The organism is Streptomyces sp. NPDC021225 (genome assembly GCF_044332865.1).
GTDB lineage: Bacteria > Actinomycetota > Actinomycetes > Streptomycetales > Streptomycetaceae > Streptomyces.
This window is the reverse complement of the sequence record NZ_JBIRPV010000001.1, coordinates 1,605,161-1,626,838: the sequence shown is the minus strand read 5'-3', so window position 1 is coordinate 1,626,838 and position 21,678 is coordinate 1,605,161. Positions and strand designations below refer to the sequence as shown.

The 21,678-nt window shown below is 69.6% G+C and carries 22 protein-coding genes; 8 read left to right on the top strand and 14 right to left on the bottom strand.

Features of this window, described 5'->3' with window-relative positions:
* Positions 1-35 precede the first annotated feature (35 nt).
* The 3 genes from ACH4S9_RS07475 to ACH4S9_RS07465 form a co-directional block, all read right to left on the bottom strand.
* Positions 36-1,025 carry a threonine/serine dehydratase gene (locus tag ACH4S9_RS07475; protein WP_398370344.1) on the bottom strand — a complete coding sequence of 330 codons (990 nt, stop codon included), beginning with the start codon at positions 1,023-1,025 and terminating at the stop codon, positions 36-38.
* 79 nt (positions 1,026-1,104) lie between these two features.
* Entirely contained in the window at positions 1,105-1,755 is a 651-nt protein-coding gene (locus ACH4S9_RS07470; RefSeq protein WP_361183676.1) for a DJ-1/PfpI family protein, read from the bottom strand.
* A gap of 74 nt (positions 1,756-1,829) precedes the next feature.
* Positions 1,830-2,897 (bottom strand): alpha/beta hydrolase, encoded by a 1,068-nt coding sequence (locus tag ACH4S9_RS07465; RefSeq protein ID WP_398370342.1) that lies wholly within the window; start codon positions 2,895-2,897, stop codon positions 1,830-1,832.
* Positions 2,898-3,023: 126 nt separating this feature from the next.
* Here ACH4S9_RS07465 and ACH4S9_RS07460 point away from each other — a divergent pair, with 126 nt between their 5' ends.
* On the top strand, positions 3,024-3,986 hold the full coding sequence (locus tag ACH4S9_RS07460; protein WP_398370340.1) for an alpha/beta hydrolase: 963 nt from the start codon (positions 3,024-3,026) through the stop codon (positions 3,984-3,986).
* Positions 3,987-4,047: 61 nt separating this feature from the next.
* On the opposite strand, the gene ACH4S9_RS07455 is transcribed toward ACH4S9_RS07460, so the two are convergent.
* Entirely contained in the window at positions 4,048-4,857 is an 810-nt protein-coding gene (locus ACH4S9_RS07455) for an SDR family NAD(P)-dependent oxidoreductase (protein WP_398370338.1), read from the bottom strand.
* Positions 4,858-4,864: 7 nt separating this feature from the next.
* Positions 4,865-5,521 carry an NAD(P)-dependent oxidoreductase gene (locus ACH4S9_RS07450; protein ID WP_398370336.1) on the bottom strand — a complete coding sequence of 219 codons (657 nt, stop codon included), beginning with the start codon at positions 5,519-5,521 and terminating at the stop codon, positions 4,865-4,867.
* Between the two features lie 133 nt (positions 5,522-5,654).
* Here ACH4S9_RS07450 and ACH4S9_RS07445 point away from each other — a divergent pair, with 133 nt between their 5' ends.
* The 4 genes from ACH4S9_RS07445 (at position 5,655) to ACH4S9_RS07430 (ending at position 8,588) form a co-directional block, all read left to right on the top strand.
* Positions 5,655-6,095: a MarR family winged helix-turn-helix transcriptional regulator gene (locus ACH4S9_RS07445; RefSeq protein WP_385339561.1), complete on the top strand. Its 441-nt coding sequence runs from the start codon at positions 5,655-5,657 to the stop codon at positions 6,093-6,095.
* Between the two features lie 114 nt (positions 6,096-6,209).
* Positions 6,210-7,145: a zinc-binding dehydrogenase gene (locus ACH4S9_RS07440; protein ID WP_398370333.1), complete on the top strand. Its 936-nt coding sequence runs from the start codon at positions 6,210-6,212 to the stop codon at positions 7,143-7,145.
* Positions 7,142-8,137, top strand: a complete 996-nt coding sequence (locus tag ACH4S9_RS07435; protein WP_398370331.1) for an alpha/beta hydrolase family protein — start codon at positions 7,142-7,144, stop codon at positions 8,135-8,137. The genes ACH4S9_RS07440 and ACH4S9_RS07435 overlap by 4 nt, the downstream gene beginning before the upstream one ends.
* Positions 8,138-8,195: 58 nt before the next feature.
* Positions 8,196-8,588: a hypothetical protein gene (locus ACH4S9_RS07430; RefSeq protein ID WP_311724948.1), complete on the top strand. Its 393-nt coding sequence runs from the start codon at positions 8,196-8,198 to the stop codon at positions 8,586-8,588.
* A gap of 16 nt (positions 8,589-8,604) precedes the next feature.
* On the opposite strand, the gene ACH4S9_RS07425 is transcribed toward ACH4S9_RS07430, so the two are convergent.
* The 4 genes from ACH4S9_RS07425 to rox form a co-directional block, all read right to left on the bottom strand.
* On the bottom strand, positions 8,605-9,168 hold the full coding sequence (locus ACH4S9_RS07425; RefSeq protein WP_311725058.1) for an isochorismatase family cysteine hydrolase: 564 nt from the start codon (positions 9,166-9,168) through the stop codon (positions 8,605-8,607).
* A 23-nt stretch (positions 9,169-9,191) separates the two neighbouring features.
* Complete coding sequence (locus ACH4S9_RS07420; RefSeq protein WP_398370329.1) at positions 9,192-10,622, bottom strand: MFS transporter; 1,431 nt, start codon at positions 10,620-10,622, stop codon at positions 9,192-9,194.
* Positions 10,619-11,068, bottom strand: a complete 450-nt coding sequence (locus ACH4S9_RS07415; RefSeq protein WP_398370327.1) for a MarR family winged helix-turn-helix transcriptional regulator — start codon at positions 11,066-11,068, stop codon at positions 10,619-10,621. The genes ACH4S9_RS07420 and ACH4S9_RS07415 overlap by 4 nt, the downstream gene beginning before the upstream one ends.
* 68 nt (positions 11,069-11,136) lie before the next feature.
* A complete protein-coding gene (gene rox, locus ACH4S9_RS07410; RefSeq protein ID WP_398370325.1) occupies positions 11,137-12,570 on the bottom strand; it encodes a rifampin monooxygenase in 1,434 nt (477 codons plus the stop codon).
* 151 nt (positions 12,571-12,721) lie between these two features.
* On the opposite strand from rox, the gene ACH4S9_RS07405 reads away from it, so the two are divergent.
* Positions 12,722-13,405 (top strand): maleylpyruvate isomerase N-terminal domain-containing protein, encoded by a 684-nt coding sequence (locus ACH4S9_RS07405; RefSeq protein WP_398370323.1) that lies wholly within the window; start codon positions 12,722-12,724, stop codon positions 13,403-13,405.
* Between the two features lie 60 nt (positions 13,406-13,465).
* Here ACH4S9_RS07405 and ACH4S9_RS07400 read toward each other — a convergent pair whose 3' ends face one another.
* On the bottom strand, positions 13,466-17,068 hold the full coding sequence (locus tag ACH4S9_RS07400; protein WP_398370321.1) for a CHAT domain-containing protein: 3,603 nt from the start codon (positions 17,066-17,068) through the stop codon (positions 13,466-13,468).
* A gap of 465 nt (positions 17,069-17,533) precedes the next feature.
* Between ACH4S9_RS07400 and ACH4S9_RS07395 the strand changes: the two genes are divergently transcribed.
* On the top strand, positions 17,534-18,193 hold the full coding sequence (locus ACH4S9_RS07395) for a hypothetical protein (protein WP_398370319.1): 660 nt from the start codon (positions 17,534-17,536) through the stop codon (positions 18,191-18,193).
* 75 nt (positions 18,194-18,268) lie between these two features.
* Here the strand turns inward: ACH4S9_RS07395 and ACH4S9_RS07390 are convergent, their stop codons facing one another.
* Both ACH4S9_RS07390 and ACH4S9_RS07385 read right to left on the bottom strand, forming a co-directional pair.
* Positions 18,269-18,460, bottom strand: a complete 192-nt coding sequence (locus ACH4S9_RS07390; protein WP_385339540.1) for a DUF397 domain-containing protein — start codon at positions 18,458-18,460, stop codon at positions 18,269-18,271.
* On the bottom strand, positions 18,457-19,266 hold the full coding sequence (locus ACH4S9_RS07385; protein ID WP_385339537.1) for a Scr1 family TA system antitoxin-like transcriptional regulator: 810 nt from the start codon (positions 19,264-19,266) through the stop codon (positions 18,457-18,459). The genes ACH4S9_RS07390 and ACH4S9_RS07385 overlap by 4 nt, the downstream gene beginning before the upstream one ends.
* Positions 19,267-19,438: 172 nt before the next feature.
* On the opposite strand from ACH4S9_RS07385, the gene ACH4S9_RS07380 reads away from it, so the two are divergent.
* Positions 19,439-19,858 (top strand): ATP-binding protein, encoded by a 420-nt coding sequence (locus tag ACH4S9_RS07380; protein ID WP_361183648.1) that lies wholly within the window; start codon positions 19,439-19,441, stop codon positions 19,856-19,858.
* Between the two features lie 76 nt (positions 19,859-19,934).
* On the opposite strand, the gene ACH4S9_RS07375 is transcribed toward ACH4S9_RS07380, so the two are convergent.
* Positions 19,935-20,894 (bottom strand): DMT family transporter, encoded by a 960-nt coding sequence (locus ACH4S9_RS07375; protein ID WP_398370316.1) that lies wholly within the window; start codon positions 20,892-20,894, stop codon positions 19,935-19,937.
* Positions 20,895-20,962: 68 nt separating this feature from the next.
* Complete coding sequence (locus tag ACH4S9_RS07370; RefSeq protein ID WP_398370550.1) at positions 20,963-21,628, bottom strand: ArsR/SmtB family transcription factor; 666 nt, start codon at positions 21,626-21,628, stop codon at positions 20,963-20,965.
* Positions 21,629-21,678: the final 50 nt, after the last annotated feature.

The following is a 21,678-nucleotide window of genomic DNA, read 5'->3' as shown; positions in this document are numbered from 1 at the left end:
GTCTCGTGGTCGTTGACGTTCCTCGATGGGCGCCGCTAGCGGGCCGCCGCCGGGGAAGCCGTGTGGTCCGTGCGTGCCGGGTCCGGGGCCAGCTCTCGCAGGAGGCCGGGGGAGAAATTGCCGCCGGTGAGGATCGTGGCCAGCGAAGCGACACCGAGGTCGTGGCGCAGTACGGCGGCGATGCCGACCGCGCCCGAGGGTTCCAGGATCAGGCCCAGGGTGTCCCGCACCAACCGCAGCGCCCGCCGGATGTCCTCCTCCTCGACGAGGAGGACCTCGTCGACGACCTCGCGCATCCAGGCCACCGCCGCGGGCACCGGCACCCGTACGGCGATGCCGTCCGCCATGGTGCGCACCGGTCCCGTGGCCTCGGGCATGCCGGTGCGCCAGCTCGTCGCCATGGCGGGGGCGCCCGCCGCGCACACCCCGATGATCCGGGTACGAGGTGAGCGGGCCTTCGTCCAGCAACCGATGCCGCTGATGAGTGCGCCGTTGCCGACCGGGACCACGATCGCGTCGAGACCGAGCGGGGCCAGTTCCACGGCGATGGTGCCGGCTCCCTCCGCGATGAGCGGCTCGTCGCCGTCCTCCACGAAGACGCTCTCCGGGCGGGTGCCGGCGTACGCCCGTGCCGCGTCCTTGGCGGCGTCGAAGTCGGCGCCCGACAGCACGACTTCGGCGCCCAGTTCCCGCATGCGCGCCACCTTGTTGGGGTTGGCGTCGTGGGCGGCGAACACCGTCACCGGGATACCGCGAGCCCGCCCGACATACGCCATGGCCTGGCCGAAGTTGCCGGCCGAGGCGCAGACGACATGCCCCGCGACCGCCACTTGCCGCAGAAAGAGGTCCGCTCCGCGGCCCTTGAAGGACCGGAGCGGGTTCAGTGTCTCCACCTTGACCACGATGTCCCGGCCGAGTGCGCGGGAGAGCGAGGGGTCCGAGAACTGGGGAGTGTGGAGGAAGGCGGGGGCGATGAGACGGGCGGCCTCGTCGATGCCGTCAGGAGACAAACTCGTTACGGTCATGACTCGTCCTAGGCCGGCACTCGGCGAGCCGGAGGCGTGGTCCCACACGTGGCGCCGCTGGCCGTCCGGGGCCGCGCCGTTACGTCAGGGAAACCGGGGCACCGGTGGCACTCCAGACCGTGCCGCGCCGTTCGTGCCGGATGAGTTCCGAGACGGCATGGGCAACGCGGGGTCCGACCTCGCGTTCGACCAGGTACAGCGCGAGGTCGATGCCGGAGGTGACGTTGCCGGAGCTGAGCAGGTTGCCGTCGTCGACCATACGGGCCTCCACCGGGACAGCCTTCGTTCCGGCGAGGTCCTGGCCCCGCTCGTGAGTGACCAGCGGCCGGCCGTCCGCCAGGCCCGCGTGGGCGAGGAGGAGGGAACCCCCGCAGACGGTGGCAACGGTCATGTCCGGGCGGGCCAGCGCCTCGCGCAGCCGGTCCGGCAGATCCGTGGACCCCGCCTGGCCGAGAATCCAGCCGATGCTGCCGGCGACGCCGGGATCCATCGAGAGGCTTCCCGCGGCGCCGGGGACGACGATCACGCTTTTCTTGTTCACGTCCACGGCGGAGGTCGCGGTGAGCTTGATCGACGGGAATCCACTGACCACGTCCCGTGCGCCTTCGGCACTGACGAACTCGGTGGACACCCCTCCGCCGGAGAACTCGCCTGCGGAGTGGAAGACTTCGAAGGGCCCAAGGACATCGAGGGGGTCGAAGCCGTCGAAGAGCGCGATCTGTACGTGCATGACACAAGTCCTTTGTCTCGTCATGGTCAGGAAGAGCAGTCGGTGAAACAGCGCCGGAGGTAAAGGGGAACCGGTCAGCGCAGCATCCGGCGCAGCGCATGAGCGCTTGCGGTGACGGCCTGGTTGAACCGGGGGCCGAGATGGACGAATGGCAGGAAGCCGTGCGGCAGGTCCGCTTCGCGGACGGCTGTGACCGGGACACCCGCGGAGCGAAGCTTGCCGGCGTAGGACTCACCTTCATCACGCAGCGGATCGAATCCCGCCGTGACGAGGTGCGCCGGCGGCGTGTCCGGGGCGACCTCGCCGTAGACGACCGACACCCGCGGATCCGTACGGTCCACTCCGGGGCGAAGGTAGTGGTCCTGGAACCAGCGGATGTCGTCGTCGGTCAGCAGGAATCCCTTGCCGTACGTGTCCCGGGACGGGTGACGAGTGGCCAGGTCGGTGGCGGGATACAGCAACCACTGCCCCGCCGGGACGGGGCCGTGCCCCCGCCCGGCGGCACGACGGGCGGCCACCGCGGCGAGCGTGGCCCCCGCGCTGTCCCCACCGACCACGATCCGGTTCGGGTCGATGCCGAATTCCTCGGCCCGCGAAACGGTGTCGTCGAATGCCGCCAGTGCATCGTCCACCGCGGCGGGGAACGGGTCCTCGGGGGCGAGCCGGTAGTCCACCGACAGCACTCGGTGGCCTGAGTGTTCGGCGAGAAAGCATCCCACGTGGTCGTATCCGGCGCGGCTGCCGAGCACCCAGCCTCCGCCGTGGAAGAACACCAGCGCACCCGACGTTCCGGGGCAGGACGCGGGTTCGTACAAGGTTGCCTCCAGAGCGTTCTGCCCGCCCTTCAGGCACACCTCGGACACCGTCACCGCCTGCGTCGGCCGCCGGCCGGCACGGAGCATCGGCGCGTTGCGCTCCAGCGCCGCGCGGGACACCTCCGGTGAGTCCTCGACCACCAGAGCCGACTCCTTGTCGCCGAGGGAGCGGATCAGCAAGCGGGCGTCGACGGCCAGTGCTTCACCATCCACGGTGATCTCCGGGCCCGCCAGCGCCGACCGCACCCGATCCGGCAGGCGGCCCAGCAGCCCGACCATCACCTCCTGTGCCCGCACCCCCATCGGCACCGAGGTATCCCTGGCCATGTCGACCCCCCATCAAGTTACAGCTTGACTGAAATGACGTTTCAGGCAGACTGTAACTCAGCGCAGAGGGTCACGCCAGTGAGTGCGGCCCTTACGCAGTGACAGGAAGAAGGAGGAGAGGAACTGATGACGGTACCCATGGACACTGAAATCGCGGCCGCGCTGTCCCCGATCATCGCGGCGGCGGAGGCTGCTCCCCCGCTGGCACCCGGTGACTGGCAGACCCGGCGGGAGGTGTTCGGCACGGCAATAGCCGCTCAGGCCGCAGAGCTCCACGCCCCTCCCTGCGTCAGGGTGACGCCCTGCTCGGCCACGGCCGGCGACGGGGCCACGATCCCCTTGCGCCTGTACCAGCGGCAGGATGCCCAGGGGACGTCACAGAGGGCGCCACTGGCCGTCTACCTTCACGGCGGCGGGATGTTCCTCGGCAGCCTTGACACCCACGACACACAATGCCGCATCTATACACATCTCTCCGGCGTCGCGTTGCTTTCGGTCGGCTACCGCCTCGCCCCCGAGCATCCGCACCCGGTCCCCGTAGAGGACTGCTACGCCGCTCTGCGCTGGGCCGAGGCGAACGCCTCCGACCTCGGCATCGACCCCGCTCGCATCGCGATCATGGGAGACAGCGCCGGTGGTGGCCTCGCGGCCGCCGTGGCTCTTCTCTCCCGGGACCGCCGTGGCCCCGCCCTGGCAGCCCAGATCCTGATCTACCCCATGCTCGACGACCGGACCGTCGTCGCCCAGCCCGACCTCGCCGACACAGCAACCTGGAGCGCGGAGGACAACCTCACCGGCTGGCGCTGCCTGTTGGGTGATGCGGCAGGCGGCCCTGACACCCCTGCCTATGCCGCCCCCGCCCGCGCCGACAACCTGCGCGCGCTTCCACCCGCTTACATCGAAACAGGCCAGCTCGACCTATTCCGGGACGAGAACATCGCCTACGCACAACGGCTCAGCCGCGCCGGGGTACCGGTCGAGCTCATCCAGTACCCCGCCGTACCCCATGCCTTCGACACCTTCGATCCCGCGGCAGCCGTCAGCCGCCGCGCGGTCGACAATCGTGTACGGGCATTGGGCGCCCTGTGAGCGCCGGCCACCGGCACTCGGCGTACAGGCACTGAGCCAGGCAGCCGCTTGCGGTGTGCCGCTACGCGGCGGTCGCGCGGTTGGCGGCTTCCCACAGGGCCGTGCCGAGCTCCTCGCTGTGGAGCTGGACGGAACCCCTGGCGGGGCGGGTGTGGACGAAGTAGGAGCCATCAAGGGCCTGTTGGCGGGTAGCCAGCTCAATCAGCCGTTCGGCGCCTTGGCGAGGGGTGCCGATGAACGGGCGGGCGGCGGTCTTCAGGAGGCTGCCGGTCCGTCCCATGTACCGGCCGAAGTCCGAGGCCATGATGCCGGGATGGAAGTCGCCGACGTCCACGCCCGGGTTGCGGCGGTGGAACTCGCGGAGCAGCACTCCAGCGGCGAGCTTGGCCCGGGCGTAGGTCCGGTGGCCCGACACACGCGGCTCTCCCACGAGGGCGGCGGCGAGGTTGTGCGGAGAAAGGACGGCATTGGTGTGGGACCGGGAGTTGGTCAGAAGGACGCGGCCGGTGCCGAGCCTCCCGGCCAACTGTGTCATCAGCAGCCACGGCGCCAGGGCGTTGGCCTGGAAGGAGGCATCGATCCCGTCGTCGGTGAGGCGCGGGGGCATGACGCCTCCGGCGTTGAGGGCCAGCACGTCGATGTTCGGGACGGCGTGGGCCAACCGCGCGGCCAGACTGCGGGTCTGGGACAGGCTGGTGAAGTCGGCCGTGTAGGCGGGCGCGCGCAGTTCCTCACCGATGGCCCTTGTGCGTTTCTCGTCGCGGCCCACGAGGTGCAGTGCGGCGCCTCGGGCGCTGAGGAGGCGGGCGGCCTCGGCACCCGCACCCGAGCTCGCCCCCGTCAGCACAATGATCTTGCCCGTGAGGTTCATTCGAGCGTCATCCTTTCGGCGCGCCGCTGACCGAGAGGCGGTCGGCGGCGGGGCTGGGGGATTCGACGGCGCCCAGCAGGCACTGGGCCAGGTCGGCGCGGCTGATCGCCAGGGGCGAGGGGGTTTTGATGTCGGGATGGGCGGACCAGGCAGGTGAGGCGGGCCGGTCGGTCAGCGAGCCGAAATAGGCGACGGTGAAGTCGAGCCCCGAGGCGGCGAGGATCGCCTCCGCGGTGTCGAAGTCCTGGTAGTCGCGGCGGATGAGCAGCCGGGTCAGCGCCTTGAGCGGCCACGCGGTGTGCTGTCGTGAGGCGCCGCTTCCCCAGGCCAGCGGCATGGCGATACGCCGTACCCGATGCAGATGCATGGCGGCCACCAGATTCGCTGTGGCCCGGGCCATCACCGCGGAGCCGGTACGCGCCTTGAGCCAGAGCGGATTGCCCAGTGCGCTGACGATCGCGTCCTGCCCGTCGACGGCGCGGCGTACGGCGGCCAGGTCATCGCCCACAGCACCCTCCACGATGCGCAGCCCCGGCGCCTCGGCCTGATCCGCACCCCGCCGTACGAGTGCGGTCACCTGGTGTCCGCGCTCCAGGGAGTGGGTGACCACCTGCCTGCCCAGGCCGCCGTTGGCGCCGACCACGAGGAGCTTCATCTCCGTCATCTCACTTCATCACTCATATTTCAGCTGGCCTGAAACTCAGGGCCCAGTCCTGTTTCGCGCCCACTGAAACTGGAGACTGCCCGGAACTCCAGTTAAAGTCAAACTGAAACTTTCCGAGGAGGAACGAGGAGTCGTGACCGCCCAGCCCCCGCCCAACAGCACCGCCTTCCTGCTCGCCGCCCTGGGACGGCGAGCACGCGAGGACGTCGAACGGGCACTCAAGCCGACCGGTTACACGCTGCGCCATCTCTCGGCCCTCGGTCACCTGATGGGGGAACCGGGAATGTCCTACAGCGAACTGGGCCGCAGGGCAGGGATCACCGCACAGAGCGCCCAAGCCACCGTTCGGCAACTGGAAGAGCGCGGTGCCGTCGAGCGCCGCACCGACCCCGGGCGAGGCCGCACCGCGGAACTCCACGTCACGGAAACCGGCCAGGAGCTCCTGCGGGCGGGGCGCGATGCCTACGCCGAAGTGGATGCCGCCCTGGAACGCGTGCTCGGGAAGCAACGGCGCCAGGACCTCACCGGGCTCCTCCTGTCGGCGTTGTCCGGAGTCTCTTCCAGGAAGGACTGAGACCAGGCCCGCTCGCCGGGCCGGCCAGGGACCCCATGGGTGACAACCCTTGGTTGTCGGCTCGCCCAGCAGGTTGTTGGCCCGTCCGGTGCCACCGCCGATTACATGATCCGCATGCAGAGACTGATCCCCACGGGAGATCCGGCGCGCCCGGTGGAGTTCACCGAGGACGCCCAGCCCGTCCCGGCGCCGGACGAGGCGCTGATCCGCGTCGAGGCGTTCACGCCGAACCGAGGCGAGACATTCCTCCTCGAACGGCCGGAGCCGGGCCTGCTGCCCGGCAAGGACGTCACCGGCCTGGTGGTGCAGGCAGCCGCCGACGGCTCCGGCCCACGGGTCGGCACCCGCGTGGTGGGCCACCCGCCCCGGGGAGGGTGGGCCGAGTACGCGGCCGTGCCCACCCACTCGCTCGCCGAACTGCCCGACTCCCTCAGCGCCGTCGAGGCCGCGGCCCTGCCGCTGGCCGGCATCACCGCCCTGCGGCTGCTGCGCACTGCCGGCAGCATGACGGGCAGGCGGATGCTGGTGACCGGCGCCTCGGGCGGCGTCGGCCACTACGTCACCGAGCTGGCCGCCGCCGCGGGCGCGGAGGTCACCGTGGTGACCGCCACCCCGTCGCGCGCCGAGCGGCTGCGCGCTCTGGGCGCCGCGGCGGCCGTGCACGCGGTGGCCGAGGCGCGGGGACCGTTCGACGTGGTGCTGGAGTCCACCGGCGGCGCCGACCTGCCAGTCGCGCTTTCCAAGCTGGCCGCGGGCGGCACGCTGATCTGGTTCGGCCAGGCCAGCCGCACCCCGGCGACGCTGGACTTCTTCGATCTCCTCAACGGCCCGGAAGGCGCCGTCATCCGCCACTTCCACTACGCGGGCCCCAACGCGGGCCCGCCCTACGGCCACGACCTGGCCACCCTGGTGCGCCTGGTGCACGACGGACGGCTCCATCCCGAGATCGACCGCACCGCGGACTGGGCGAAGACCGCCGAGACCCTGGTCGACCTGCGGGAGCGCCGGATCCGCGGCAAGGCGGTCCTCACCACGGGGGTGGCGTCGTGAACGTCGCCGACCTCGCCGCGGAGAATCTGACGCGCGCCACCGCCGCCGGTCTCGACCCGCATGAATACCAGCGTGTCACCACCGAATTGACCTCGGCCGACGGCTGGGGACAGGCGTTTACGAGGGCCGCTCGCCGCCACCTCGTACGCGCGGAACAGGCCGCCTCCCCCATATCGGCCGGCGAGCACTACCAAGCGGCCGCGCGCTGGTTCCACATCGCCACCCTGGGCCCGTACACGGACCGGGCTCCGGCCGAGACCCAAGCCGCCGCCGAGGCCGACGCCGCGATGCGCCGTGCGCTGGAGATTCTGGAACCCGGCGCCCGCCGAGTCGACGGACCCGCCTTCGCCGGCTGGCTCCGCGGCCCGGCCGACGCGCCCGCCACCGTCGTCGTCGTGCCCGGCCTTGACTCCGGCAAGGAGGAGTTCCACGCGGTCACCTCGGCGCTGCTGCGCAGGGGCCTGGCCGTGTTCACGATGGACGGCCCCGGGCAGGGCTCACTCGCGGCCACCACCACGGTCCGGCCCGACTATCACCAGGTGATCGGGCAGGTCGTGGACGCGCTCGGCGTCGACCGGGTCGGGCTCGTCGGTCTCAGCCTGGGCGGTTACTACGTCGCGCAGAGCGCCGCCCACGACCCCCGCGTGGCCGCCGCCACCACCGTGAGCGGTCCTTTCCGCCTCGACTGGGACACCTTTCCGCCCCCGCTCCGGAACATCCTCACCCGGCGCGCCGGAGGAACCCGGGCGGCCCGTGACTTCGCCGACCGGGTCGACCTGTCCGCGCCGGCGCCCCGCATCGCCTGCCCGCTCCTGGTGGTCGACGGTGGCCAGGACGACATCTCAGGAGTGATCTGCGGGGAGCCGCTGGCCCGCCTGGCACCGCGCGGCGAGTACCTGCTCGTCCCGTACGGCGACCATCTGCTGGGCAACGCCCACGCGGACTGGCTGCCCGCGGTCGCCGACTGGATGTCCGAGGCGCTCGGGATGTGACGATCTCCCGGTCGTCGGAGTATTCCCGGCCGAGGCACGGCCTGGCAGAGTCCCGATCATGAAAGACATTCGAAGACAGCAGCTGGGGCTGTTCCCCGGAGTCGCGCTGGCCGCCGCGCTGCCGGGGATCACGCTCGACGAGACCGGCGAGTCCCCGCTGTTCGGTTACTTCTTCGCGTACATCCTCTTCGCGGGCATCAGCACCGCGCTCTGGGCCACGCCCAAGGATCCGTACCAAGGGCTCCTGTTGCCGATCCTGGCAGTCATCGGCCTCATCCAGGACACGCTGGTGTGGTACCTCATCGCCTGGCTGTCCGAGGTCCGTGTGGACAGCGTGTGGTGGGCGCTGGCCGGGGCCTTCGTGGTGCGGGGGTGCTGCTGGGCCGCCGTGTGGATCCTGCCGTCCGGGACGTCCGGGACGCCGACGCCGGACGGCACTTCGGAGACGTAACGCGCGCCGAGCGCACTCACCCCACCGCCGCCGCCCACTGGTCGACGGTGCTGACCTCGGCCTGTCCCGGGAACACCTTCTCGATCAGCAGCCGGTGAACCTCCGGGTCACGGTCGGCACAGCCGTCGGCCAGCACGGTGAGCCCGTAGTCGAGGTCGGCGGCCTGGCGCAGCGTGGACAGGACGACGCCGCTGGTCGCCAGGCCGGTCAGGACGAGCCGGGTGATTCCGGCGGACCGCAGGACCAGCTCCAGATCGCTGCCGGTGAAGGCGCTGACCCGCTTCTTGGTGACCACGACCTCCCCGGGCCTGGGCGCGACGTCGGGGTGGATGGCCGCGTGGGGGTCGCCTTCGGCGAAGGCGCCAGGCGGCAGGGCGCTGAACATCGCATTACGGCCGGACACTTCGGGGTGGCCGGAGCGGAAGCCGATGACCACGTACACGACCGGGATGTCGGCCCGGCGGGCGGCGTCGATGGCGCGGCCCAGGCGGGGCAGGTAGTCGGGGTCGTCCTGGACGCGGGCCACGATGCCCTCCTGGATGTCCATCACGAGCAGCGCGGTGTTGTCGGGCACGTTCACGTTCACTGAACCTTTCCATGCATTTAGGTAGTAGTAGAAGACCGGTCGTCGGCCCCGATCCGGCCCAGCGAGCGGTCCACGACCGTGACCGCCAGGAACACGGCGGCGACGGCGAGCATGAACCAGGCCAGACCGTGCAGCCCGCCGGTGTCGGCGCGGGTGCCGTAGAAGGCGCCGTACGCGCTGGAGGCGACGATCGCGCCGAGGTAGAAGAAGGTACGCATCAGCCCCGCCGAGGACCCGATCCGCTCCGGGTCGGCCTGGTGGTACACCGCGTTCTGGAGCGCCAGGTTGTTCAGCCCCTGCGGTATGCCGAAGAGCAGCGCGACAGCGATCAGCAGCCACACCGGGCTGTCCGGCCGCAGCAGGAGCATCGTGGCGCACGCGGCGATCTGCCCCAGAGCGCCGACGACGAGCTTGCCGCGCACCTCGGGGCGGCGGCCGGTGGCGGTGGACACGGCGATCCCGACCAGGAACACCGGCAGCTGCGCAAGACCCGCCTGCGATGCGCTCAGCCCCCGCCCCTCCTCCAGCCACTGCGGGTAGCCGTACAGAAAGACGTACGACACGACGGCGGCGAGGACGGTACGCCCGTATGTGAGGACCAGCGGCCGGTTGCCGCCGAGCACCCGCAGATCGATGAACGGCTCCGCCACCCGCAGCTCCCGCACCGTGAACCCGGTCGCCGCCAGAGCCACGAGCACCGGCAGATACCAGCGGTCGGCCCGCGGCTGCATCAGGAACAGCAGCAGTGAGACGAGCATCGCGGCGAACAGCGCCATCCCGGCCAGGTCCAGCCTGATCCGCTCGCCGCCGCGTTCCGAGGGGTCCGACGGGTCCGACGGGGGCGCCTTGGGCAGCCGCCGGGCGCCGAGGATCAGACCGGCCACCGCCAGCGGGATGTTGACGGCGAACGTGGTGCGCCAGCCGCCCACGCCGATCAGCAGCCCGCCCAGGGACGGCCCGATGACGGCGACGGTCTGGTTGGCGACCGCGAGCGTGGTCAGCACCCCGGCGGGGCTCTCCCGCCCCGTCCGCCGGGCCTCGCCCCGGATCAGGTACATCGCCGCCGGATAGCCCGCGCACGTACCGAACCCGAGCACCACCCGCGCGGCGATCAGCACCCCCAGATTCGGGGCCAACACCCCCATCAGCCCCGCGATCCCGCCCAGCGACATCCCGGCGAGGAACAGTCGGCGCGGCCCGTAGAGGTCGATCAGCCGACCCACCACGGGCTGGCCTATCGAGGTGGCCAGATAGAGCGCGGACACCAGCCACGCCGTCTGCGCGGGCGGCGCCCCGAGCGCGACGCCGATCGGCACCAACGCCACCGCGACGATGGTGGAGTTGATCGGGTTCAGCACCGAACCCAGGATCATCGGCGCGAGCAGCCTCCGGTCGAAGGCGTCGCCCGTCCGTTTCCTGGCCCTCCGTCGCACGAGCCGCGCGATCATGCGCGGCTGAGCCGGTCCAGCAGGGCCAGCGCCTTGATGATGTCCTGCCGCTCGTCTTCCGTGTAGCCGGATTCGAGCGCCTGGGCGAGCCATTCCTCGCCTGCCCGCCGCTTGTCGTCCACGTACGCGCTACCGCTCTCGCTCAGCGAGATGAGCTGCCGCCGCCCGTCGTCGGGATCGGGCCGCCGCTGGATCAGTCCGCGCTCGTCGAGCACACCGAGCGTGGCCGCCATCGACTGCGGCCGTACGCGCTCGGCCACCGCCAGATCGCTGGTCGAGGCCGGGCCGTCCTTGCTCAGCCTGCTGAGCACGGCCGTCTGCGTGGGGGTGAGCTCTTCGTTGTCGTACGTCTCCTTGAGCCGTCGACGCAGCCGCCCGACCACGACCCGGATCTCATGCGCGGCGCGCACGGCGGAGGCGGACATGTCGTGAGGGGTCTCTGCCATGCCTTCACGGTAAACCCTTCAGTCCAGCCTGTCCAGCTGAAACTGAACAGTCTGGACTGCATAACTGCTCAACTGAGAGCAGCGCCGAACCACGTGGGCAGATGGCCGAGCAGATCCTGCTGGTCTTCGCCCACCCACGCCACGTGGCCGTCCGGCCGCAGCAGCACGGCGGGCACGTCCAGCTCCTCACCGACATCGACGACGTGGTCGACGCGATCCGCCCAGCCCGCCACCGAGAGCCGGCCGGTCTGGTCGAGCAGCAGTCCCCGGCCGCCGTGCATCAGCTCGTAGAGGCGACCGCGCTTCAACGTCACGTCCCGCATCCGCCGGCCGAGCAGCTCATGCCCCTCGCCGAAGCCGAAGTCGTAGCGGACCCCGATCGCGATGATCTTCTCGATCAGGTGGCGGTTCACGTCCTCGAAGTTCATCAGTTCCGACAGCAGCCGACGCACCGCCTGCGGACCCGGCTCGGGGGACATCAGCTCCATCTGCGCGCGGGTGCTGTCCAGCACGTCGGCGGCCACCGCGTGCCGTTCGGTGTGGTAGCTGTCCAGCAGCCCCTCCGGCGCCCAGCCGTTGACCTCGGCGGCCAGCTTCCAGCCGAGGTTGAACGCGTCCTGGAGGCCGAGATTGAGGCCCTGCCCGCCCGTCGGCGGGTGGACGTGCGCCGCGTCGCCGGCCAGCAGCACCCGGCCGGTCCGGTAGCGCTCGGCCAGCCGGGTGGCGTCGCCGAAGCGGGACAGCCAGCGCGGTGAGTGCACGCCGAAGTCGGTGCCGGCGAACACCCGCAGCTGTTGCTTGAACTCCTCCAGGGTCGGCGGCACCGAGCGGTCCTCGGCCACCCGCTCGGCGGGCACGACGACGCGGTACACACCGCCCCCGAAGGGCCCGAGGCCGAACCTCAGATGGGTCTTGCGGACTTCGGCCACCACGGCGGCCACCGTGGTCTGCTCCACCGCCACCTCCATCTCGCCCAGCAGCGTGTCGTGCCTGGAGGGCTCGCCGGGGAAGCCGACGCCGAGCAGCTTCCGTACGGTACTGCGGCCGCCGTCGCAGCCGACGAGGTAGCGCGACCGCAGTCGCGCGCCATCGGCCAGCTCGACGGTCACCCCCTGCTCGTCCTGGCTCAGCCCGACCAGCTCACAGCCGCGCCGGATCTCGGCGCCCAGCTCGGTGGCGCGCTCGGCCAGCAGGCGATCGGTGGTGGGTTGCGGGATGCCCAGGACGTAGGGATGCGTGGTGTCCAGCCCGCCGGGCGAGGGCTTGGTGATGGCGGCGAAGAAGCCGCCGACCGGGTGCTGCCGACCATGAGCGAGGAACCGCTCCAGCAGGCCGCGCTGGTCCATCACCTCAATGCTGCGCACGTGCAGCCCGAGCGAACGGACATACGCGGTCGGCTCCGCCTCCTTCTCCAGTACGAGCACGTGCACGCCGTGCAGCCGCAACTCCCCGGCCAGCATCAAACCGGTCGGCCCGCCGCCAGCGATGATCACGTCAATCACGAAATTCCCCATGCCATGAGATGGAACGTTCTGGCCTCGGCCGAGGATTCTGCGCCACGACCGGGGCCTTGCCGCAAGGCCCCCCATGAGCTATAGGTTGATAGTGGCGGGGAGAGTGTTCTCCTTGCCTTTTGTCGTGAGCTTGACCGGCATGGATCAGAACCAGGTGCTGGAAGCGTTCCGCCTCGAAGCCGGGGAACTCACGAAGGCTGTTGCCGGTCTGTCGGAGGCCGAGTGGGATCGCCCAACACGGTGTGAGCCCTGGTCCGTTCGCGAGTTGCTGGGGCATGTGCGGATCGTGATCGCCTGGCTTCCGCAGATGCTGGACAGCCCGGCTCCGGACAGCGCCGAGGTCACTGCGGTGGGGTATTACAGGCCGGACGATCGGTTCAGCCCGCAGACGAACGCCACCCGCATCGACCTGGCCCGCAACCACGCGGCAGAGCACGCCAACGGCGCCGCTCTCGCCGACGACTTCGCCGCAACGTGGCAGCGGGTGGACCGGTTGTGCCGGGACCAACCGGAAAACCGTGTCGTGCGGACGCGCCACGGCGACGCGATGCTGCTCTCGGAGTTCCTGATCACCCGGGTGGTGGAGGTCGCGGTTCACGGCCTGGACGTGGCGGATGCGCTGGGATGCGAACCGTGGCTGACTGCGGAGGCCGGGATGGTTGTGCGGCACCTTCTGCTCGGGCCCGGCCAGTTGGACGCCGTACGTGCACTGGGCTGGGACGAGCCCACCTTCCTGCGCAAGGCCACGGGTCGCGCGGCGCTCGACGCGGCGGAGACCGCGCGGGTCGAGCGGCTCGGTATCCAGTGGCTCACGCTCGGCTGACGCCGACCAGTTGCCGCACACGCCCCGCACAACCCGCACTGGCCTGTGAAATCCCCAAGATCATGGGCCTACGTGCACATACGCGGCCCATCGCAACGGATCTGTCGGGTCGTTCAGACGAAGCGCGGCCACAGAATTATGAAGTGCGCGAGCGGCGTTGCGGGCATCCGGGCGACCGTCGCGGTGGAGAGCGGCATAGACGGCGGTAGCCACATCCGGGGCCGAGCTGTCGTAGATGCTCCACATCGTCGCGATCACATGCCGGTACCCGGCCAACTGCATCGTCGCGGCCAGGTGCATCGCCTCGTCGGGCACGTTCACACCTCCGGCGGCTGTGTCACACGCTGACAAATACGCCAGTTCGGCGTGCGGTAGATGCAGCCCGTGGAGTTCAGCCAGAGTGAGCCGCCCGTCGTACAGCAGGAAAGAACTCTGCGACGCGTCCATGAGGTTCTGCTCGGCATGGCAGGCAAAGTGGACCCACGGACTCTGGCCCAGAGCTTGCAGTACCGCCTCGCGTGTGGCCCTCCGCCCAATCAGTGGGGGCGTGATCGAGACCTTCGGGAGGCGGGCGTGGAGTTCACCCAGTTCACGCTCCACTCCCGGCAGCGACGGCTGACCCGGAGTTTCCGGCATGCCAATGGCCAACAACCCGTCGAATGGCGGGCTTTCCTGCTGATCATCGTGGGCGCGACGCAGGGCCGTGAGTGTCGGCGTATACGAGGAGACGACAAGATCGGGCACAGCACGAACCCCGGCCACCCGGGCTGCCTCGGCGGAGGCGGAACGATGCCGAGGGTGGTGTCCGGCGGCGTGCAGCGGCAGCAGAGCAAGCCGGCCAGTGGGACACCACCACACGCGCGGCGGCAGCCCGTCCGCGGTGTCCGAGGGGCCGAGGTGGTCCAGCACCGGCCCCGCTATCCGATCCCACAACCAGTCCAGCACGTCGTGCACAGCATGACGGTCGGCTTCCCGGCGCAGAAAGGGACGCCTGCGCTGCTCACGTCGTGAGAGCAGTACGTTGAGGAACGCCACCACCTGCCCCGCCACATCGGCCTGAGCAAGGTCCGGCAGGTCGATGACCTCGACCGGCGCGGTAGCGTCTCTGAGCAAGAGAGCGTGGCAGGCGATCTCGCTCACGTTGATGATAACGACCGCCCCCCGGGTAGCCGCACGTCTCAGTTCGTCGAACGGCACCGGGGCCAGAAAACGCTCGAACCCTTCCAGACGGCGAACTTGAGCGACGAGATCATCCCATTCACGACACAGCTCGGCACGCTCCTGCGCCAATAGTTCGTGTGGTAACGGAGACAGTGCGCTGTCCTTGTGTGTTTGGGCCGAGTTGGTACTCGCAAAAGGCTGTCGGGCGTCCAACAGCTGGCGTACGCGCATCAGGTCGGCTGCCAGCGTTGGAGCCTTCTTCTCCAGATCCGTCAGGTCACCCCGGGTGTGGAGCGACTGGTTCTGGATGATCGTCCGGCCCTGTTCGAGAATCTCGACGGCACGCTCCGGCTCGCCGGCCAGTATGCAGCAGGCAGCCGCAGCGGAAGCGAGCCCAGACCATTCGGTCAAATGATTCTCTCGTGCCCTGCCGCTGAGTCCGTGCCACGCCAGTTGTGGCAGGAGAAGCACGGCCCGGCCATACCCCTCTGCCGCGAGAACGTAGTCGCCGAGTGCGACAGCGGCCCGTCCCCAGGTAGCGCAGCTTTTGATGCGGTCCGGCAGCGTGGCGACGGTAATGTCCGCAGCGTGGCGGCAGCACCTGATGGCCTCGCGTAGATCGGCGGGGTCGCGCTCGTGCTGGTATCGATGCCTCAGGGCTTCACCGAGGCTCTGCCAAGCCCTTGAAAGCCCGATGTCGTCGCCGCGCGCCGCTGCGACAGCCTCCCGGGTGAGGGCCACGGCACGATCAAGGTCCGAACTCTCTTCCCGCTCGAGGACATCGACACCGACGCCGAGCACCTCGGCGAGACGCCCCAGAAGTTCCCAGTACCAACGATGCGTCTTGGACGTGACGGCTACGGCCTGTTCGGCGGCGTCGATGGCTTCCTTGAGGTCTGCTGGTGATTCCTCGCGTCGGAAGCGGCTCAGCAGCAGATCAGCGAGCATTGATTGATGGAGCCCCACGTCGGGGTGGTTGCGCGGCGCCGCCGCCACGGCCTCACGCGCCCACGTGATCACCTCGTCGAGGCCCTCCGTACCGAAGCCCTGCCGCAGACGAGTCAGCAGGGCCTGGATGAGGTGAGATATGGCCATGGCACGGTAGGGCCCCGGTGAGCCAGGCGGGTACGCCGCGACCGCCTCGGTCGCCAGTCGGATGGCACGGTCCAGGTCCGCCGGTTCCCAAGTGTGCTCGAACCTCAAAATGAGGGCCAGGCTGAGGCCGGACAAGGCGAATGGGTTGTCCTCTGGGGCGGAGACCGCCTCGGTGCCAAGTCGAATGGCTGCTTCGAGATCCTCAGGTGACCTGCGCAGTTCGTACCTGACTCGGTATGAGGCTGCGAGATTTCCCAAAATGCGTCCCCGATCGTCGTCGCGCTCCGCAATCGCGGCCAAGGCCTCCTCCTCGACACGGATGGCCCTGTCGATATCCGACGGATCCCCAGTCCGCTCGTATCGGAAGTACAGGGCCGCCCCGAGCTGGGTCAGAAACCGCGCTCGGCGGGTGTCGGGGGCTTCGGCAAGCACCCTCTCCATGATCTCAACGGAAGTGTCCAGATCGGCGGTGTCTCCCAGCAGGTCGTAGCGCGTCAGTAAGCACTCTCTCAGTGTGGTCGTGTAGCGGCCGAGGTCAGGGTCCTCGGGACTCGCTGCTTCGAAGGCAGTCAGGCCCAGCTCTATTGCCTCATCAAGGTCGGACAGGGTGTCCGTGCGCTCGTAGCGAAGGAACAATGCCGACGCCAGACGATTCATCCGGGACGCCCGGTGACGATGTCCGGGCTGCGTTTCGACCACCGCCTGGCGTCCGGCGAGCACGGCCTGCTCCAGATCGGTCAGCGCACCGCCATGTTCGTAGCGGGACAACAGCGACTCGCACAGCAACGTCAGACGGCGAGACAGCTCCGGATTCTCCTTGGCCGTGGACTCGAGCGAAAGCTGACGGAGCTCAATGGCCTCGTCAAGATCGTGCGACTGCCCGGTGTGTCGGAACCGGGTCCACAGAACGCCGGCAAGCTGGGCCAGCGGCAGGCCCGGCACATCGAGTCCACTGATCGAGAGTTCGAGGGCACGGCGGAAACACGTCACGGTCTCGTCGAGGGTCTTGATGTCCCGCGTTCGCTCGTACTCCTGGTACAGCCGCCTTGCCTTGTCGCGTGTCTCGGCGGCCCGTCGGTCGAGGGTGGCGACGGCCTCGTAGAATTCCGCCGGCGCGCCAGCCGGATCCAGCTCAGCCCTGAGCAGAAGTAGCCTCACCCCATGGCCGAGGTCGGCGTACGAATCGCTGTCCGAACGGGAAGCGTGCCGCGTCATATAGAACTCCACGAGCGCGTCAAGCGCCTCGAAGGAGACGATGCGTTGGCCTGAGCCACCGTCCCGGATCATGAGCGCCTCGAGCTCATTCGCCTCGTCCAGCGCCGCATCATCGAACAGCGCCGACGTATCCCCCCGATCCCTGAACTGCGCCGCCCGGGAGAGAAGCGCCGTAATGAGCCGCTCGCGCACGGCATCTACTCTACCGGTGCCAGGTTGCACACGAACGGACGGCAAGTCAGTTGGGGGCGATCACAGGATGCCGACGTCTGAGCACAAGAGCAGTGAACCTTGGGAACGATCCTCGGACTTCGTATGGACCGACAAGGCCTACGACCTGTTGCAGCAGGACCTCCTCCACGCCGAGATCAGTTTCGCCGGAGGCGTGCTGAGCTCCCGGGTTTGGGGAAGTTGTCCTCGGTGCGCGGGGCTGCTGGACGACAGGCAAGTCCTGACAGCGGTCAGCGACTTCATCACGTCCCGCGGCACGGCCGCCGAGGAGTCTTCGGGCGGGGAACCGCCCTTTGTGGTCGTCGATGTCACGTGTCACTGCGGTGTGCAGCACCCCAACGCCCCTGAGGGGTCGATGGGTTGCGGAGTCAGCTTCCGGGTGGAGCTGGAAGCCGAAAGCGACCCAGCCGCTCATCAGGGACAGACATGACCGCGTACCGGCCCAGGCGGCCGACAAGCAGCCCATCAGCCTCCGACCTCGCCGAGCGGGACGCCTTTGCCGCCATGTCGGCCACGTCCCTGGACGTGGTCCGCGCAAGCGCCGAGACCTGGAGAAACGGGCTCTCAGCCTTCGTCACCCTGGTTACCACGGGCATCGTGATCAAGGGGCGCGATACGACAGGTGTCTTGTCCACAGGATGGCGGATGGCTGTCACCCTGCTCATCGGCGGCGGGCTGCTCGCCGCGATCCTCGGGCTGTGGCAGGCGCTCGCGGCTCAGGCCGGTACTCGGCCCAGAGCGACCACGCTGGCTGCCATTCATCGCGCATACAGTTCCGTCGCCGCATACCAGGTCGCCCTGGCCAACGCGGCCGCCACCCGCGTCCGGCGCGCGCAGTACCTCGTTGCCGTCGCGCTGGCCCTCCTACTCGCCGGCATCGTGGTCACCTGGTGGGCGCCCGCCGCCGACGCCAAAGAACAGAAGCCTGCCTACCTGAAGGTGCGTCACCAGGGACGGTCCAGTTGCGGAACGCTGCGGTCGGCGGATGGCGGCTACCTCAGGCTCAAGAGCCCCGGAAGCCATGAACTGGCTGTGATTCCGCTGGTCAAGATCACCAATATGCGAATGGTCAAGTCCTGTAAATGAGCCGGGCAGCACCTTCAGAACCCGTCGGCGCGGGCCCCGCGTCAGCGGTGGCCCGCGCCGTCTCTCGGACGAGTTTTAGCGGTGTGCGGCGAACCCTACGAACTGGGTCCACGCGTCGGGGGTGACGGCCAGGATCGGGCCGGTGGTGTTCTTGCTGTCCCGGACGTGGACGGTGTCGGGGCGGGTGGCGACCTCGACGCACTCGCCGCCCTCGCTGCCGCTGTAGCTGCTCTTGAACCAGACCAACTCGCGTATGTCTCCGCTCATAGCTCCCCCAGCAACTTCTCGATGAAGATGGACGACTCTCGTGGGTTGAGAGCCTGGGCCCGGATGATCCCATATCGGGCGGCGATGATGTGGACATCTTCCCGGTCAGTGAGCAGAGCGCTGCGCCCCTGACCCTCAAGATACGCAAGTTGCTCGCCGCCCCTGGGAGTCATCAGGGTGAACGGCCCGTCCAGGCCAGCGCTGTCTTCCCGCCCCAGAGGCATCACCTGGACTTCCACGTTGCGCCTCTCCCCGACCAGGAGCAGGTGTTCCAACTGCCCACGCAGTACCTGCACACCGCCAATCGGCCGCCGCAGAACGGACTCCTCGACAACGAAGCCCAAGAGGGGCGCCGGTCGTGCGCCGAAAATCGCCTGCCGCTCCATCCTCGCGGCTACACGCTGTTCGACGATCTCTTCATCCAGCAGTGGACGCCGCATCCCGAGTACGGCTCGCGCGTAGTCCTCCGTCTGCAACAACCCGGGCACGGCCAGATGTGCGTAAATCTGCACCTCAGCCGCCACCGCCTCCAACCGCGCCGCATCGCGGAAGAACGCCGGATACCGCGCCTGCGCCAGCTCCTCCTTCATCGCCGTCAGCACGCCTCCGGCGTCCAGCACCTCATCGGCCTTGTCGACCAGCTCCGGCTTGGGGATACGCCGCCCGCACTCGACCGACGCCACCTGGTCCACGCTGTACCCGATAAGCGACCCCAATTCCGCCCGAGTGAGCCCGGCGCGTTCCCGGAACAGCTTCAGCTGCTTACCGAAGCCCCTCAGGAACGCGGACCGCTCCGTACCTGCCATGTCACACCCCTCCCATCACACTTCGCGTGTTCGTACAGGCACTGTCCGTACACGCGCGCTTCCTGGTCAGGCTAGGCACAAGCGCACAAGGCTGGCTCCCATGACGACCGAAAATGCCCCCTCACGAGGTACACGCCCGGAACAGTTCCCTCCGGCACCAGGCGAGTTCGCCATGCGCTTCACCGCGACTCCACGCGGCGCGCGCCTCGCCCGGCGGCTCGTATCGCACCGGCTCGCCGCGTGGGGCTACCCGTACGATTCCGGCCCCAACGAGACCGCCACCCTCATCACGAGCGAGCTGGCCGCCAACGCCGTACGCCACGGCCGCGTCCCCGGGCGCGACTTCCACGTACGCGTGACCGTGCCGCCCACCAGCCCCAAGCCCGTGATCCGGATCGAGGTGTCGGACACCCGCGCCGAGAAGCAGCCTGCGCTCGGAACCGCCGCCCTGGACGCGGAAACCGGCCGTGGCCTGTACCTCGTCTCGCAGCTCGCCGAGCGCTGGGCCGTCGAGCCCCGGCCAGGCGACGCGCCCGGGAAGACCGTGTGGGCCGAGGTCTCGACCGGCACCAAGCCGCCGGACTCCTGCTGATACCGGGTTTGTGGTGAGTATGAGACGACGACACGCCGATGCCACGGCGTGTCGGTGTCTCATACTCACCACAAAGTCACTGCACGTCGGCGGGGGCGGGCTCGGGCCCGGACTCGGTGGCCTGCGGAGCAGGAGCAGACGCGCGGGACGGACGGGGGCGGGAGCGGGAGACGGCCACGCCGGTCAGGCACAGCGCGCCACCGAGGAGGGTCAGCCACGCGGGCACCTCGTCGAGGAACGCCCAGCTCAGCAGGACCACGATGGCCGGGACGGCGTAGGTCGTCGCGCCCAGTCGGCTGGCGGGCATGCGGGCGAGGGCGTAGGTCCAGGTGGTGAAGGCGAGGGCGGTGGGCACCACGCCGAGGTAGAGCATGTTGAGCGTCGCGGAGGTGGGGGCGTCCGGCAGTTCGGTGGCCAGTTGCCCGGCGAAGGGGAGGCAGGCCACCGTACCGACGAGGCAGCCGTACGCCGTGATCTGGAGCGGAGTCCCGTACCCGAGCGCGGGCTTCTGGGCGACCACGCCGGTCGCGTACGCCATGGCCGCGAGGAGGCACAGCGCCACGCCGAGCACCGAGGTGCCGCCCTCGTGGCCGGACGAGGTCGACAGGCCGACCACCACCGCACCACCGAAGGAGACCGCCATTCCGGCGAGCAGCCGTGGCGGCAGCGCTTCGCCGAGCAGCCGGGCCGCGAGGAGGGCCATCAGGATCGGTCCGATGTTGACCAGGAGGGCCGCCGTACCGGCGTCGACCAGTCGCTCGCCCCAGTTCAGGGCGACCATGTAGCCGCCGAACCAGACCACTCCGGAGACGAGGATGCCGCGCCAGGCGCCCCGGGGCGGCAGCCCCTCGCGGCGTATCGCCACCAGGGCGAACAGCACCAGCGAGGCGGCGAGCAACCGGCCGAGTGCGAGCGCGCCCGGGGAGTACGCGGCGCCCGCGCTGCGGATGGAGACGAAGGCGGACGCCCAGGCGAGCACGGAGAAGGTGGCGGCGCCGGCCGTGAGGACGCCGGGAGAGGCGAGGCGGGAACTCATGTGCGCAGCCTAAGGGCCGAACATTTTGGTGTCCACCGAAATATTCGACGGTGAAAAGTTGCGCCGGATCACTGCCAGGCGTCCGGCGCGAGCCCCAGCAGCTCACCGAAGGCCGCCTCCCCGTCGTCCGTCACTCGCAGCGCCCGCCCGCCGTCTTCCGTCCTCGCCACCCACTCCCGGCGCAACGCCACGCCGCACAGCCGGGCGCCGACCACTCCACCCAGATGGCGGCGGCGCTCGGTCCAGTCCAGGCAGGAGCTGGCGATCGGCCGGCGGCCCCGGTACTCCGACTCCAGGTCGACGCCCGCGCGGGCACACCACTCCCGCCCCGCGTCGGTCAGCTCGAACGCCCCCTCCGTGTACAGCAGCCCGCGCTCGGCCATGGCGTCGGTGATCGCCATGCCGAGCCGCCCCGCGAAGTGGTCGTAGCAGGTCCGCGCGCGGGCCAGCGGGTCGGACGCGGCGACGACCGGCACCGTGTACGGCGCGTCCCGGCCGGGGATGGCGTGTGAGGCGAGGGAGTCGACGAGGCGCGCGGTTTCCGCGTCGGCGATCCGTACGTACGTGTGGCGGCCCTGCCGCTCGGTCACGCAGATACCGGCGTCCAGCAGGCGGGTCAGGTGCCCGCTCGCGGTGGAGGGGGTCACCCCGGTGATCCGGGACAGCTCTCCCGCGCTCCATGCCCGCCCTTCGAGCAGAGCCATACACATGGCGGCTCTGGTCTCGTCAGCCATGGCGGCGGCAAGGGCAGCGAGGCGGGCGGCGGGCGGAGGGGAATCGGTCA

What these genes read in the sequence shown, in the direction of transcription:
- ACH4S9_RS07415 (WP_398370327.1), bottom strand. Translation starts at nt 11,068, where the DNA reads ATGGCAGAGACCCCTCACGACATGTCCGCCTCCGCCGTGCGCGCCGCG.
- ACH4S9_RS07385 (WP_385339537.1), bottom strand. Translation starts at nt 19,266, where the DNA reads ATGGCAGGTACGGAGCGGTCCGCGTTCCTGAGGGGCTTCGGTAAGCAG.
- ACH4S9_RS07440 (WP_398370333.1), top strand. Translation starts at nt 6,210, where the DNA reads ATGCAGAGACTGATCCCCACGGGAGATCCGGCGCGCCCGGTGGAGTTC.
- ACH4S9_RS07455 (WP_398370338.1), bottom strand. Translation starts at nt 4,857, where the DNA reads ATGAACCTCACGGGCAAGATCATTGTGCTGACGGGGGCGAGCTCGGGT.
- ACH4S9_RS07420 (WP_398370329.1), bottom strand. Translation starts at nt 10,622, where the DNA reads ATGATCGCGCGGCTCGTGCGACGGAGGGCCAGGAAACGGACGGGCGAC.
- ACH4S9_RS07380 (WP_361183648.1), top strand. Translation starts at nt 19,439, where the DNA reads ATGCGCTTCACCGCGACTCCACGCGGCGCGCGCCTCGCCCGGCGGCTC.
- ACH4S9_RS07395 (WP_398370319.1), top strand. Translation starts at nt 17,534, where the DNA reads ATGACCGCGTACCGGCCCAGGCGGCCGACAAGCAGCCCATCAGCCTCC.
- ACH4S9_RS07430 (WP_311724948.1), top strand. Translation starts at nt 8,196, where the DNA reads ATGAAAGACATTCGAAGACAGCAGCTGGGGCTGTTCCCCGGAGTCGCG.
- ACH4S9_RS07470 (WP_361183676.1), bottom strand. Translation starts at nt 1,755, where the DNA reads ATGCACGTACAGATCGCGCTCTTCGACGGCTTCGACCCCCTCGATGTC.
- ACH4S9_RS07475 (WP_398370344.1), bottom strand. Translation starts at nt 1,025, where the DNA reads ATGACCGTAACGAGTTTGTCTCCTGACGGCATCGACGAGGCCGCCCGT.
- ACH4S9_RS07405 (WP_398370323.1), top strand. Translation starts at nt 12,722, where the DNA reads ATGGATCAGAACCAGGTGCTGGAAGCGTTCCGCCTCGAAGCCGGGGAA.
- ACH4S9_RS07370 (WP_398370550.1), bottom strand. Translation starts at nt 21,628, where the DNA reads ATGGCTGACGAGACCAGAGCCGCCATGTGTATGGCTCTGCTCGAAGGG.
- ACH4S9_RS07465 (WP_398370342.1), bottom strand. Translation starts at nt 2,897, where the DNA reads ATGGCCAGGGATACCTCGGTGCCGATGGGGGTGCGGGCACAGGAGGTG.
- ACH4S9_RS07460 (WP_398370340.1), top strand. Translation starts at nt 3,024, where the DNA reads ATGACGGTACCCATGGACACTGAAATCGCGGCCGCGCTGTCCCCGATC.
- ACH4S9_RS07390 (WP_385339540.1), bottom strand. Translation starts at nt 18,460, where the DNA reads ATGAGCGGAGACATACGCGAGTTGGTCTGGTTCAAGAGCAGCTACAGC.
- ACH4S9_RS07375 (WP_398370316.1), bottom strand. Translation starts at nt 20,894, where the DNA reads ATGAGTTCCCGCCTCGCCTCTCCCGGCGTCCTCACGGCCGGCGCCGCC.
- ACH4S9_RS07450 (WP_398370336.1), bottom strand. Translation starts at nt 5,521, where the DNA reads ATGACGGAGATGAAGCTCCTCGTGGTCGGCGCCAACGGCGGCCTGGGC.